Genomic DNA, 14,182 nt, shown 5'->3' with positions numbered 1-14,182 from the left:
CCACCCTCCCCCCCCTCCCCCCCCACCCCCCCCCCCCCCCCCCCCCCCCCCCCCCCCCCCCCCCCCCCCCCCCCCCCCCCCCCCCACCCCCCCCCCCCCCCCCCCGCGGAGGGTGACGCACCACGCGAGCGTGGTCAGCCGTCGCCCTCCTCCATCCAGCCGAAGCTCTTCTCCACCGCCTTGCGCCAGTTGCGGTACTCACGGTCCCGCACCGACTGCTCCATGGCCGGTGTCCACTCGGCGTCCTTCTGCCAGTGGGACTTCAGCTCGTCGAGGCCGTTCCACACGCCCGTGGCCAGCCCCGCCGCGTACGCGGCTCCCAGACAGGTCGTCTCGGAGACCCTGGGCCGAATCACCGGCACGCCGAGCACATCCGCCTGGTGCTGCATGAGGAGGTTGTTCCTGGTCATCCCGCCGTCGACCTTCAGGGTGGTGATCCGCACCCCGGAGTCCTGGTACATCGCGTCCACGACCTCGCGCGTCTGCCAGCTCGTCGCCTCGAGCACCGCGCGCGCGAGATGCGCCTTCGTCACGTACCGGGTGAGCCCCGTGACCACACCGCGCGCGTCGGAGCGCCAGTACGGCGCGAACAGGCCGGAGAACGCGGGCACGATGTAGGCGCCGCCGTTGTCCTCCACGCTCGCCGCCAGCGGCTCGATCTCGTCGGCGGTACGGATGATGCCGAGCTGGTCGCGGAACCACTGCACCAGCGCGCCTGTGATGGCGATCGACCCCTCCAGGCAGTAGACGGGCGCCTCGTCGCCGATCTTGTAGCCCATCGTGGTGAGCAGTCCGCTCTTCGAGGGCACGGGCCGGTTCCCGGTGTTGAGCAGCAGGAAGCTGCCCGTGCCGTAGGTGTTCTTCGCCGTGCCCACGTCGTAGCAGGCCTGCCCGAAGACCGCTGCCTGCTGGTCGCCCAGCGCCGAGGCTACGGGCACGCCGGAGAGCTGGCCCACGGCCGTGCCGTAGACCTCGGCCGAGGACCTGATCTCCGGCAGCATCGCCTCGGGCACGTTCATCGCGTCGAGGATGGACGCGTCCCACTGGAGCGTCTCCAGGTTCATCAGCATCGTCCGGCCGGCGTTGGTCACGTCGGTGACGTGCCGTCCGCCGTCGGTGCCGCCGGTGAGGTTCCAGATCAGCCAGGAGTCGATGGTGCCGAACGCGATCTCGCCGTTCTCCGCGCGGGCCCGCAGGCCGGGCACGTTGTCGAGCAGCCAGGCCGCCTTCGGCCCGGAGAAGTAGCTGGCCAGCGGCAGCCCGGTCTGCTCGCGGAAACGGTCCTGCCCGTCCGGACCGCCGAGTTGGTTGCAGAGCGCGGCGGTCCGGGTGTCCTGCCACACGATCGCGTTGTGCACGGGCTTGCCCGTGGCCCGGTCCCACAGGACCGTCGTCTCCCGCTGGTTGGTGATGCCGAGCGCGCTCAGCTGGTCGGCGCGCAGGCCCGCCCGGGCGATCGCCCCGGCGACCACGGCCTGCACCTTGGACCAGATCTCTGTGGCGTCGTGCTCCACCCAGCCGGGCTTCGGGAAGATCTGGCGGTGCTCGCGCTGGTCGACGGCGACGATGGCGCCGTGCTGGTTGAAGACGATGCAGCGGCTGGAGGTGGTGCCCTGATCGATCGCGGCGACGAACTTGTCCGTCATGACGTCCCCTTCGTCGGTTCGTGCGGAAGTTCGTTCAGAAGGCTGCGTTGAAGACGAGCCCGGACAGCGCCCCGCCGATGAGCGGTCCCACGACGGGCACCCAGGCGTAACCCCAGTCCGAGGTGCCCTTGTTGGGAATCGGGAGCAGCGCGTGCACGACGCGCGGCCCGAGGTCGCGGGCCGGGTTGATGGCGTAGCCGGTGGGACCGCCGAGCGACAGGCCGATGCCGACCACCAGGAAGGAGACGATCAGGATCGCCGTGCCCGATTCGCCGAGCCCCTTGGTGAGGCCGAAGGCCAGGATCGGGAGCACCAGCCCCACGGTCGCGATGATCTCGGTGAGGAGGTTCGCGACGGGATGGCGGATCGTCGGGGACGTGGAGAAGATCCCGAGGGTCGGCTGGGCGATGTCCTCCTCGGCGTTGGCCTGGAACTGCGCGTAGTAGACCAGCCAGCACAGCACGGCGCCGAGCATCGCGCCGACCATCTGACCGGCGACGTAGACGTGGACGTGGTCCCATTCACCGGTGTCGATGGCGATCCCGAGGGTGACCGCCGGGTTGAGGTGTCCGCCGGACAGCGGGGCAGCCGTGTACGCCCCCGCCATCACACCGAAACCCCAGCCCAGTGCGATGACGACCCAGCCGGCGTCCTTCGCCTTCGAGTAGTTGAGCACGACGGCGGCGACCACGCCGGCGCCGAACAGGATCAGGATCGCGGTGCCGATGATCTCCCCGACGAATATGTCTCCGTTGCTCATGGCGGCTCCTAGGCCCCGGCCCGGGACGATCCGCCCGGACCTCGCGTGCAGGGTGCGTCTTCCCATGGCGACTTCAGCCGAAGGCAGGGAGGATCCGCGCCCCGCCCGGCGTCCGTGACGAGCGTGCCGTCGCAGCCGAATCGCCCGTGGGGAGTGGGCCGTGCCGCAGGAGGCCCCAGCGGTGGCGTGCCGGAATACGCCGAGATGTACGGCGATGTCGACTGACACCGGAAGTGTTCACCGACGCACAGGGACCGTCAAGGTCGCGCACAGGAACGGTTATCGGCCACCCGGCCGGACGCGTCCGCTCCGCGGGCGCCCTGCCGTCAGCCCGCGGGCGCCGGCGCCCTCTCGGTCCCGCGCCGGATCTCGTGCCCGACCGCGCCCGCGCGGCCGAGCACCCAACTCGTCCCGTGCAGCGCCTTGGCCGCCTTCTTCAGCGGCGCCAGCCAGGCGGCCGCCTGCCGGTGGTCCGTCACGCTGCCCGGCGGGCACACGACCGTGGCCAGCGACAACGTGACCGGGAGGCCACCGGCCGACCAGAGCGCGTCGAGGACCGGGGACGCGAGCGAGTCCAGTGCCTCCGGATCGGCCAGCACCAGGAAGTCGTCCCCGCCGATGTGGCCCACGCGTGCGGTGCCCGACGCGCCCTGCTGGAGTGACCGCCCCACCGCGCGGATGAGTTCGTCGCCCGCCGCGAACCCGGCGCCGTCGTTCACCTGTTTGAAGTGGTCGATGTCCAGCCAGCCGAGGGCGAACGCCCGGCCGGCCGTGATGCGCCGGTTCACCTCCGCGGTGATCGTGTCCGAACCGGGCAGCCGCGTCAGCGGATTGAGCCCCGCCGCCTCTTCCACCCGGGTCTCGGCCAGCGCCCGCACCAGGTCCGCCAGCCGGACGACCCCCACGCACCGGCCGTGCGCGTCGAGCACGGCCACGTCGTCCGAGGTGCGGCCCCGGTCCCCGACGGCCACCACCTCGAGGACCTCCCAGGCGGTGGCGTCGACGCCCACCGTCCGAGGCGGGTCCCCGAGCTTGGCGGCGGGCCGGTCGGCGTACAGGGCGTGGCCGTAGCGCCCGGACATCGACAGCAGGAAGCGGGAACGGTGCACCGACCGCACCGGAACCCCGGCCCGGTCCACGAGCAGCACCCCGGACACGTCGGGGGACCCGGTCAGCAGGGCCCGTACCTGGCCGGCGGAGGCGGTGGCGGGCAGCAGCGCGGCCGGCCGCACGAACTCCCGCACCGACGGCCCCGGCCGGGGCGCCGTCACCGCGCCGGGGGAACGCGGCGGAACGTACACGTCCGTGCTGGGCAGCCGGGCCGGTGGCGCGAACAGTTCTCCCTGGGCCAGCTGGGCCCCGGCCGACAGGGCCGTCGCGTACTGTCCCTCGGTCTCCACGCCCTCGACGCACAGCAGCGCACCCAGCTCCTCGCACAGCGTCCGCATCGCCCGTACCGCCGCGGGCCGCGCCAGCATCGACGCGTCCAGCTTGACCAGGTCGGGCGCGAGATCCACGAGCAGCCGCAGCGGGACGTCCCCGTCCCCGACCCCGTCAGCGCAGATCCGGAAGCCCTGGCCGCGCAGCCCGTCGACCGCGTGCAGCAGCGCCCGCCACGGCACGTGCGTCCAGGGAGGGCCGATGTCGACCGTGACCTCCCACGGCAGCCGTCCCGCCTCCCGCACGGCGTCGTGCAGCCGGCCGAGGCCGCCCAGATCGGCGAGGGTGCCCGCGAACACGTTGACGTACAGCGGGAGCAGCGTCTCCTTGCGGACCGCCGCCCGGACGGCCGACACGGCCAGCCGCAGGTCGAGCTCGGGATCGCGGCGGGCCTCGGCCAGGACGTCGCCCGTCTCGGGGCGGGCCAGTATCTCCAGGCCGGCCACCCCGCCGGTCGTCAGATTGACCACCGGTTGGAAGGCGAACCGGAGACTGTCCGTCCAGGAGCTCACGGGAGCATGCTGGCGCCGCCCGCGCCCGCCCGAGCGCAGTTCACGGGACGTTCACGCAGGATTCCCGGGCGGTCACTCTGCGTATGGCGGAGCGTCGGGAGCGTGCTCCGCGCGGCCCGGGCACGGGCACGGTGCTTCCCTCGCGGAGCCCGCTCCTGATAGATGCAGGGGACATGACACGACTCTCCCTCGCGGTACGCGGTCTGATCACCGCGGTCGCCGCCCTGCTCGCCGCGACCGCCTCCTCCGCCACCGCCCAGGCGAAGCCCGAACCCACGGCGCCCCGGGACTTCGTGGCGCTCGACAGCGTGGACCCGACGATCATCCAGGAGATCCGCTACTTCACTCCGCACAACTTCGTGGGCGAGCGCATCGACGGCTACCGGCAGCCCCTGTGCATCCTCACCCGCCCCGCCGCCGAGGCCCTCCACACGGCGCAGCGCGAGCTGCTCGCCCAGGGCTACTCCCTGAAGGTGTACGACTGTTACCGGCCGCAGCGCGCCGTGGACCACTTCGTGCGCTGGGCCGAGGACCTCGACGACCAGAGGATGAAGGCCGAGTTCTATCCGAACGTCGACAAGACCCGGCTCTTCACCGACGGCTACATCGCGGAGAAGTCCGGCCACAGCCGCGGCTCGACCGTGGACCTCACCCTCGTGAAGCTCCCCGAACGGCCGACCCGGCCCTACCACCCCGGACAGCCCCTCACGCCGTGCTTCGCCCCCGAGGACGAGCGGTTCCCCGACAGCTCCGTCGACATGGGGACCGGCTACGACTGCTTCGACACCCTCAGCCACACCCTGGACCCGCGTGTCCAGGGCGAACAGCGCGCCAACCGGCTGCTCCTCAAGGACACCCTGGAGGACCTCGGCTTCGTGAACCTCGCCGAGGAGTGGTGGCACTACACCTACAAGCCCGAGGCCCACCCGGACACCTACTTCGACTTCCCGGTGTCCCGCGGATCGCTCACCGACCGCGACTGACCGGCCCACCGGAGACGCCCCCGAGGTGATCGGATACAGTCCGCGCGTGTTCGAATCTGCTGCCTCGACTTCCAACTCCGCGCCGAACTCCCACTGTTCGAGCTGCGGCACGCCCTTCGGAGAGGGCGTCTCCGGCCGGCCCCGCACCTGCCCGGCCTGCGGCACCGTCGCCTACCGCAATCCGCTGCCGGTCGCGGTGGCCCTCCAGCCCGTGTACGACACACAGGGCACCGGCCTGGTCGTCATCAGCCGCACCATCGCCCCCGCGCGCGGAGGCACGGCCCTGCCCGGCGGCTACATCGACGACCGGGAGGACTGGCGCCATGCCGTCGTCCGCGAACTCGAGGAAGAGACCGGCATCGACGCCGCGAGCCGCGACGTACGACTCGCCGACGCCATGAGCTCGCCCGACGGGCACCTGCTCCTCTTCGGGCTCCTCCCGGAACGCCCCGCGGAGGACCTGCCGCCCTTCACCGCCACCGACGAGACCGACGGGCGCCACCTGCTGCGCCGCCCCGAGGAACTCGCGTTCCCCCTGCACACCCTGGCCGCGCGGGCCTGGTTCGAGGGCCGCTACATCTGATCCTCAGCCCTGCCCCAGCCCACGGACCCGGACCGGGCAGGACGGCGCACCGACGCCGTCCTCGCCCTCCCGCTCGACGACGACCCGCGTGCCCGACCACCGGACCGTGTACCGCTCGGTCTCCGGCTCCTCCCACCCGTCGCCCGCGTCCGGCACGACCAGCCCGCCCCCGGTCCGCCCCCGGGCGGGCGCCCACACCTCCAGCTCGGGACCGCCGTCCTCGCCGAGCACCGGAAGAACGGCGCCCGCGCGTGCGAACACCGGTATCCGCCCCAGGGGCGCGTCGACCCACACCCGGGCCGGCCCCTCGTATGCCCGTTCCGTCGCCGTGTCGTACCACCGCCCGCGCGGCAGCAGCACGGACCGCCCGTCCGCCCCCGGAGCGAGCACCGGCGCCACCAGCAGACCGTCGCCGAGCAGAAACGCGTCCTCGCAGTCCCGCAACCCGCGCTCCTCGGGCGCCGACCACCACACCGGCCGCACATACGGTGCGCCGGTACGCCGGGCCAGATGCGCCAGCGTCATGAAGTACGGCCGCAGCCGCCGCCGTTCGACGAGCGCCACGCGCGCGTGCTCCACCACCTCCGCGCCCCACTCCCACAGCACCCCACGCCCCGCGCGCGGGCCCGCGTGGGTGCGGAAGAACGGCAGATAGGCCCCCAACTGGAGCCCCCGCACATACAGCTCGGACGACGGTGCCGGCTCCCCGTCGAAACCACCGATGTCCGGACCCGAGCAGGGAACCCCGCACAGGCCCAGCCCCAGTACCCGTGACAGCGACGCCCGCAATCCGGACCACCCCGCCGGCCCCGGGGCCGGCCAGGCGCCGCCGTAACGCTGCGTTCCGGCCCACCCGGAACGCGAGAACACGAACGGGCGCTCCTGGGGCCCCTGCTTCCGCAGACCCTCGTACGCCGCCCCCGCCATGCACAGCCCGTACACGTTGTGTGCCTGGCGATGGTCACCGCCGCGCCCGTCCAGCGCGTGCCGCGCCGACCGCGGCAGCGTCGCCTCACCGAAGGCCGTGAACGACGTCGGCTCGTCCATGCCGTGCCGGTACCCGGCGAACCCCTGCGCCGAACGCTCCGCGCACAACCCGCCCCACCACTCACGCACGCGCGCGTCCGTGAAATCCGGAAAGACCACCTCCCGCCGCCGCCCGACCCCCCGCACGACCTCCCCCGAGGCGCCCCGCACGAACGCGTCCCGCCCGGCCCCCTCGTCGTACACGGTGGTGCCGCGCACCGTCCCGACCGCCGGACCGACGACCGACACCAGCCGGATCCCCTCACGCCGCAGCTCGTCCGCCAGAACCGGCAGCTTGGGGAACCGCTCCTGGTCGACGGTGAACCCCTGACCGGCCTCGACGTGCTCGACGCCGAGATGTACGGCGTCGAGCGGCAGCCCGTGCTCCCGGTGCCCCGCCACCACCCGCCGCACCTCGTCCTCGCCGCCGAACGCCGCCCGCGTGTGATGGTGACCGAGCGCCCAAGCCGGCGGCAGAGCCGGCGCACCGGTGAGGGAGGCCCAGGCGAGCAGCACCCGCGCCGGAGTGCCCACCATCACCCAGCAGCGCAGCGGGCCGCCGTCCATCCGCAACTCACTCGTCCCGGCCCGGTCATGTCCCGAACCGGCGCCCTCCTCGCCCTCCCGCAGTGTCACGGCGCCGTCCCACGAGTTGTCGTGGAACACCAGATGCGTGCCCGCGTCCGCCACCACCATCTGCACCGGCATCGTGACGGACGCCGGATCGTCGTCTTGGCCCACCGGACGGCCCGGTCCGGTGTTCCACAACCGGTACGTGCCGTCCCGCAGCCGGGGACCCGACGCACGTCCCCCGAGCCCGAAGAAGCGGGCGTCGGCGGCCACCTCGGACCGCTGCATCCAGCGCGCGGCGCCACCGCCGACCGGCTCCCACCAGCGAGGCGGCAGATCGCGCCGCAGAGTGACACCGCCCGGGGTGAGCACCTCCACCGCTCCGTGCCGCGAGACGATCACCGTCACGCGCTCGGCCACCACGCGCCAGCCACCGTCCTTGTCCGGCTCCAGAGCGGCCCGCGGATCCGGATCGGGGCAGCGGCCGGCCAGCGCGTACGACGGCTCCGGAGCCGCCCCGTCCCAGCCCCAGAAGACCGCCCCGTTCACCGCCACGAAGATCCGCAGCTCGGAACGGCCGAACCGGACCAGCCCGCCACCGAGCCCCGGCTCCACCTCCCGTACGGTCCCGGGCACCCGCGCCCGCTCCGGCCCCCGGGACGGCAGCCCGGTGGCGTCGGCACGCCGCCTGCGCCACGCTGCTCGTACGGTACGCAACCCCTGAGCCGCCCCCACCGAACCGACCGATTTCACCGAACGCACCAGGTCACGACCGTCCATGCTGCTCACCCTGCCATCGACACCCCCCGCCAGGCGCCTCGTTCAACTGCCGTTCACCCGTGATGGGACCACATCTTCACGACACGGACTATGTGGGGGGCGCCCTGGTGCGGAAGTCGATCACGTGGCATCGTCCCTGTCAGCCGCGTCACGCGCACACCCCAGCCCGTGCGCGGAGGACGCACACGACGCGCACAGTCCGGGAGCCGCCCCATGTCGACCGTGAACCCCCAGCCGCTCTGGCAGCCGAGCCGGGAACAGATCGCCCAGGCACGGATCACCACGTTCCAGACATGGGCCGCCGAACACCACGGCGCCCCGGCCGAGGGCGGCTACGCGGCGCTCCACCGCTGGTCCGTGGACGAGCTGGACACCTTCTGGAAAGCGGTCACGGAGTGGTTCGACGTCCGCTTCTCGGCCCCCTACGCGCGCGTGCTGGGCGACCGCTCGATGCCCGGCGCCCAGTGGTTTCCCGGAGCCACCCTCAACTACGCCGAACACGCCCTGCGCGCGAGCGCCTCCCGCGCGGACGAAGCGGCGCTCCTGTACGTCGACGAAACCCATGAACCGCGCCCCGTCACCTGGGCCGAGCTGCGCCGCCAGGTCGGCTCCCTGGCGGCCGAGCTGCGCTCCCTGGGCGTACGTCCCGGAGACCGAGTCAGCGGCTACCTCCCGAACATCCCGCAGGCCGTCGTCGCGCTCCTCGCCACCGCCGCCGTGGGCGGCGTGTGGACCTCCTGCGCACCCGACTTCGGCGCCCGCAGCGTCCTCGACCGCTTCCAGCAGGTCGAACCCGTCGTCCTGTTCACCGTCGACGGCTACCGCTACGGAGGCAAGGAGCACGACCGCCGCGACGTCGTCGCCGAACTGCGCCGCGAACTGCCCACCCTGCGCGCCGTCGTGCACATCCCACTGCTCGGCACGGAAACCCCCGCCGGGGCCCTGGACTGGTCGGCCCTCACCGCCGCGGACACGGAACCGGTCTTCGAACAGGTGCCCTTCGACCACCCGCTGTGGGTGCTCTACTCCTCCGGCACCACCGGCCTGCCCAAGGCGATCGTCCAGTCCCAGGGCGGCATCCTCGTCGAACACCTCAAGCAGTTGGGCCTGCACTGCGACCTGGGCCCCGAGGACCGCTTCTTCTGGTACACCTCGACCGGCTGGATGATGTGGAACTTCCTCGTCTCCGGCCTCCTCACCGGAACGACCATCGTTCTGTACGACGGCAGCCCCGGCTACCCGGACACCGGCGCCCAGTGGCGCATCGCCGAACGGACCGGCGCCACCCTCTACGGCACCTCGGCCGCCTACGTCATGGCCTGCCGCAAGGCCGGCGTGCACCCCTCGCGCGACTTCGACCTCTCCGCCGTGAAGTGCGTCGCCACCACCGGCTCCCCCCTGCCCCCCGACGGCTTCCGCTGGCTGCACGACGAGTTCGCCGAGAACGGGGCCGACCTCTGGATCGCCTCCGTCAGCGGCGGCACCGACGTCTGCTCCTGCTTCGCCGGAGCCGTCCCGACCCTCCCCGTCCACATCGGCGAACTCCAGGCACCCGGCCTCGGCACCGACCTCCAGTCCTGGGACGCCGGCGGCAAGCCCCTCATCGACGAGGTCGGCGAACTCGTGGTCACCAACCCGATGCCGTCCATGCCGATCCACTTCTGGAACGACCCCGACGGCACCCGCTACCACGACAGCTACTTCGACACCTACCCCGGCGTCTGGCGGCACGGCGACTGGATCACCGTCACCAGCCGGGGCTCCGTCGTCATCCACGGCCGCTCCGACTCCACGCTCAACCGCCAGGGCGTCCGCATGGGCTCCGCCGACATCTACGAAGCCGTGGAACGCCTCCCCGAGATCAAGGAATCCCTCGTCATCGGCGTCGAACAGCCCGACGGCGGCTACTGGATGCCCCTGTTCGTCCACCTCGCACCCGGAGCCACCCTCGACGAGGACCTGCTGAACCGCATCAAGAAGACCATCCGCGAGCAACTGTCACCGCGACACGTCCCCGACGAGATCATCGAGGTCCCCGGCGTCCCCCACACCCTCACCGGCAAGCGCATCGAGGTCCCGGTCAAACGACTCCTCCAGGGCACCCCGCTGGACAAGGCGGTCAACCCCGGATCCATCGACGACCTCGGCCTGCTCGCCTTCTACGAGGAACTCGCCCGCAAGCGCACCTGACCGTCCCACCGAGGAGAGCGTTCTCCCCCTCCGCTCCCGGCCCACACGCCGTTGTCAGTGCCGCCGATTACTGTGAGTGAGCATTGATCGACTGTGCAGAGGGGGAGACATGGCGTACACCGACCACCGGACCCTGCGACGCGTCCTGCGCCGCGAAGTCGCCGGCACCATCGGCCTGCTCGCCGACGAGCACGACTTCCGCGCCATGCGGCGCTACGACAGCTTCATCTTCGACGACCACACCGCCTACCTGAAACACATGGAGGCGTTCCTCAGGACGCGCGCACTGCGGGGCAGCCACACCACGGTGGCCCTCTTCGACCCCGAGGACTACGCGGAGTACTGCGGCCGAACGGGCCTCGACCCCGACAGCCACACCAGCCGCACCCGGTTCACCGCCGAACTCGCCGCCACCGGCCCCACTGTCCCCTACGACGGCAGGCCACTCACCGATCTCCTGCCCACCCTCGTCGACGAGGCCGTCCGCCAGGCGACCTGGGAGTACGCGACCACACTCCTCGCCCGCCTCGGCCCCTGCGCCGCGTGCGGCGAGGACCTGGGCCGCGCCGCCTTCACCCGCGCCTCGGAGCTCCTCGTCCGCATCCTCGACACCGCTCCAACCGGCGAACGGCACCTCGTGTGCAGCGTCTCCGGCCCGCCGGAAACACTCGTCGCCGTCCTGCACGCCGACGACATCGAGGGCCACATGGAACTCGACGAGACGGAAGCCCTCGAATTCACCACCGTCCTCGCCGTCGGCCTCGCCACCGCGAACCCCGGCGGACTGGTCATGCGAACGACGGAAGCCGGGAGCCCCGACCGCGTCCACGGCTGGCGACTCCGCGCCTACGGCCTCGAACCCCTCACCGCCGGAGAGGTCTTCGACGCCTACTGCACCGACGCCGAGACCGGAGACCTCATCCCACCGGAATCCAACGTCGACTACTGCGAACCACCCGACCTCGGGGAAACACCGGGCCCGGACCCGCACCACCGCCACTGAGCCGGAAGACGCCCGAGGGGCGCCCCACCAGCGGTGGAACGCCCCTCGGGAAAGCCGATCACCGACCGGCCGGCCCGGCTACTCGCCCGACAGCACCGCCTGAGCGGCGTCACGGGCGTCCGCGGCACTGTCCGCCGCCCGGGCAGCCGCCGCGGCCCGCTCACACTGCGCCAGGGTGAACTTGGCCAGCGACGCCCGCACATACGGGATCGACGCCGCACCCATGGAGAGAGAGGTGACACCCAGACCGGTCAGCACACACGCGAGCAACGGGTCGGACGCGGCCTCACCGCAGACACCACAGCTCTTGGCCTCGGCCTTCGCCGCCTCCGCGGACAGCGCCACCAGGTCGAGCAGCGCGGGCTGCCACGGATCCTGAAGCCGGGACACCGCACCCACCTGACGGTCCGCGGCGAAGGTGTACTGCGCCAGGTCGTTCGTGCCCAGCGACAGGAACTCCACCTCCTGAAGCACCGAGCGCGCCCGCAGCGCGGCCGACGGGATCTCGACCATCGCGCCGAACTTCGCCCGCAGTCCCGCCTCCCGGCAGGCGTCCGCGAAGGCCTTCGCGTCGGCCCGGTCCGCCACCATCGGGGCCATGACCTCGAGGTGGACGGGCAGCCCCTCGGCGGCCTTCGCCAGCGCCGTCAGCTGCGTACGCAGCACCCCGGGGTGGTCGAGCAGCGTCCGCAGACCGCGCACACCCAGCGCCGGGTTCGGCTCGTCCGCCGGAGTCAGGAAGTCCAGCGGCTTGTCCGCACCCGCGTCCAGCACCCGCACCACGACACGGCCCTCGGGGAACGCCTCGAGCACCTGACGGTAGGCCGTGACCTGCTTCTCCTCGGAAGGAGCCTGCTTGCTGTCGTCCAGGAACAGGAACTCGGTACGGAAGAGACCAACGCCCTCCGCACCCGCCTCGACGGCGGCCGGCACATCCGCCGGGCCACCGATGTTGGCCAGAAGCGGCACCTTGTGACCGTCGGCGGTCGCACCGGGGCCGGTCGACGCCGCCAGCGCCGCCTTGCGCTCGGCCGCCGCCGCCTCGAGCTGGGCCTTCTTCTCCGCACTCGGGTTCACGAAGATCTCACCGGTGCTGCCGTCGACCGCTATCAGCGTGCCCTCGGCGAGCTCACCGGCACCCTGCAGGGCGACCACGGCCGGGACACCGAGCGCGCGGGCCAGGATCGCACTGTGACTGGTCGGCCCGCCCTCCTCGGTCACGAAGCCCAGCACCAGCGTCGGGTCGAGCAGCGCCGTGTCCGCCGGCGCGAGATCACGGGCCACGAGGACGTACGGCTCGTCGCTGTCCGGCACCCCCGGCATCGGCACCCCGAGCAGCCGCGCGACGATACGGTTCCGCACGTCGTCGAGGTCCGCCACCCGGCCCGCCAGATACTCACCGGCGTTCGCCAGCAGCTCGCGGTACGCGGCGAAGGCGTCGTACACCGCACGCTCGGCGGTACTGCCCACGGCGATGCGCCGCTCCACATCAGCCATCAGCTCGGGATCCTGAGCCATCATGGCCTGCGCCTCGAGCACCGCCTGGGCCTCGCCGCCGGCGAGGTTGCCCCGCGCCATCAGGTCGGCCGCGACCGCCTCCACGGCCTTGCGGGCGCGCCCCTGCTCGCGCTCCGCGTCCTCCGCCGGAATCTGCTTGGCCGGCGGCTCGAGTACCGCCGTACCCATGTGCCGTACCTCGCCGATCGCCACACCGTGGCTGACCCCGACGCCTCGCAGCGTTGTCTCCATCTCACCCGTCTCCGATTGAGCGGCGGACCCGGCCGCCGCGGTGGTTGTCCTGGTGGCCGTCATGGGACGGCGCCGCGTCACTTCCAGAGGAAGAGGGTGTCGCCGGCCTTCACATCGCCGTCGTCACGCAGCTCGGAGAGGGCGTCCGCCGTGGCCTCCAGGGCCACGACCGGGCACACGGGGGACTTGCCGGCGGCCTCGACGGCGGCAGGGTCCCAGCGCACGATGCCCTGCCCGCGCGTCACCGTGTCGCCCTTGTTGACGAGCAGCTCGAAGCCCTCGCCGTTGAGCTGAACGGTGTCGATACCCAGGTGGGTGAGCACGCCGTGCCCGTTCTCGTCGACGACGACGAACGCGTGCGGGTGCAGGGAGACGATCACGCCGTCGACGGGGGAGACGGCCTCGGAGGGCTCCCGCACGGGGTCGATCGCCGTACCCGGGCCGACCATGGCCCCGGAGAAGACCGGATCGGGCACGGACGCCAATCCGATGGCCCGTCCTGCAAGCGGGGACGTCACGGTGGTCATGGGAAGCCTCCCAGAGTGGAGATCTGTACGTACGCCGCCGTCACTGCCTGCCTCCGGCGCGCTGTTCAGCAGGGTATGTCATGTGACGTACCGGTTCCGGAGGACAGGTCCGGATCAGTGGTCTAGACGAGAGGTCTAGACCACCACTCTAATCGATTTGCACGCGGTCCGCGACCCCGTGTAGAGTCGTACACCTGCTTGGGGACGAGCGACGCGAACCAACGTCCTCACCCGGCAGCAAATCCAACTCGTCAGATCCTAATCTCTGGATCACTTTCTGCATGTCTGCAGGACGGTGGTCAGAGGGCCGGAAAAACACTGATAGAGTCGGAAACACCGAAGGGAAGCGCCCGGAGGAAAGCCCGAGAGGGTGAGTACGAAGGAAGCGTCCGTTCCTTGAGAACTCAACAGCG

Annotated in this window: 10 protein-coding genes; 4 read left to right on the top strand and 6 right to left on the bottom strand. The window is 71.9% G+C overall.

Annotated elements, in window-relative coordinates; genetic code table 11:
* Positions 1–134 precede the first annotated feature (134 nt).
* The 3 genes from glpK to ACZ470_RS40205 all read right to left on the bottom strand — a co-directional run bounded on the left by glpK (position 135) and on the right by ACZ470_RS40205 (position 4,358).
* Entirely contained in the window at positions 135–1,646 is a 1,512-nt protein-coding gene (gene glpK / locus ACZ470_RS40215; RefSeq protein WP_468434918.1) for a glycerol kinase GlpK, read from the bottom strand.
* A 34-nt stretch (positions 1,647–1,680) separates the two neighbouring features.
* Positions 1,681–2,406 (bottom strand): MIP/aquaporin family protein, encoded by a 726-nt coding sequence (locus ACZ470_RS40210; RefSeq protein ID WP_468434917.1) that lies wholly within the window; start codon positions 2,404–2,406, stop codon positions 1,681–1,683.
* Positions 2,407–2,732: 326 nt separating this feature from the next.
* Complete coding sequence (locus tag ACZ470_RS40205; RefSeq protein ID WP_468434916.1) at positions 2,733–4,358, bottom strand: EAL domain-containing protein; 1,626 nt, start codon at positions 4,356–4,358, stop codon at positions 2,733–2,735.
* A gap of 173 nt (positions 4,359–4,531) precedes the next feature.
* Here ACZ470_RS40205 and ACZ470_RS40200 point away from each other — a divergent pair, with 173 nt between their 5' ends.
* Both ACZ470_RS40200 and ACZ470_RS40195 read left to right on the top strand, forming a co-directional pair.
* A complete protein-coding gene (locus tag ACZ470_RS40200) occupies positions 4,532–5,341 on the top strand; it encodes a M15 family metallopeptidase (RefSeq protein WP_468434915.1) in 810 nt (269 codons plus the stop codon).
* A 46-nt stretch (positions 5,342–5,387) separates the two neighbouring features.
* Entirely contained in the window at positions 5,388–5,924 is a 537-nt protein-coding gene (locus ACZ470_RS40195) for an NUDIX domain-containing protein (protein ID WP_468434914.1), read from the top strand.
* Between the two features lie 3 nt (positions 5,925–5,927).
* Here ACZ470_RS40195 and ACZ470_RS40190 read toward each other — a convergent pair whose 3' ends face one another.
* The gene (locus ACZ470_RS40190; protein ID WP_468434913.1) at positions 5,928–8,300 is read right to left on the bottom strand and encodes a glycoside hydrolase family 31 protein; all 2,373 of its coding nucleotides are present in this window, start codon (positions 8,298–8,300) and stop codon (positions 5,928–5,930) included.
* Positions 8,301–8,513: 213 nt separating this feature from the next.
* On the opposite strand from ACZ470_RS40190, the gene ACZ470_RS40185 reads away from it, so the two are divergent.
* Together ACZ470_RS40185 and ACZ470_RS40180 are read left to right on the top strand one after the other, a co-directional pair.
* Complete coding sequence (locus tag ACZ470_RS40185) at positions 8,514–10,490, top strand: acetoacetate--CoA ligase (RefSeq protein WP_468434912.1); 1,977 nt, start codon at positions 8,514–8,516, stop codon at positions 10,488–10,490.
* A gap of 109 nt (positions 10,491–10,599) precedes the next feature.
* Positions 10,600–11,493, top strand: coding sequence for a hypothetical protein (locus tag ACZ470_RS40180; protein WP_468434911.1), 894 nt, complete (start codon positions 10,600–10,602; stop codon positions 11,491–11,493).
* Positions 11,494–11,571: 78 nt separating this feature from the next.
* Here the strand turns inward: ACZ470_RS40180 and ptsP are convergent, their stop codons facing one another.
* Both ptsP and ACZ470_RS40170 read right to left on the bottom strand, forming a co-directional pair.
* Positions 11,572–13,242 carry a phosphoenolpyruvate--protein phosphotransferase gene (ptsP, locus tag ACZ470_RS40175; RefSeq protein ID WP_468434910.1) on the bottom strand — a complete coding sequence of 557 codons (1,671 nt, stop codon included), beginning with the start codon at positions 13,240–13,242 and terminating at the stop codon, positions 11,572–11,574.
* A 77-nt stretch (positions 13,243–13,319) separates the two neighbouring features.
* Entirely contained in the window at positions 13,320–13,769 is a 450-nt protein-coding gene (locus tag ACZ470_RS40170) for a PTS sugar transporter subunit IIA (protein WP_468434909.1), read from the bottom strand.
* Between the last annotated feature and the right edge of the window lie 413 nt (positions 13,770–14,182).

Source organism: Streptomyces sp. NPDC031111, from assembly GCF_055570675.1.
This window is presented reverse-complemented; position numbering and strand designations above follow the sequence as displayed.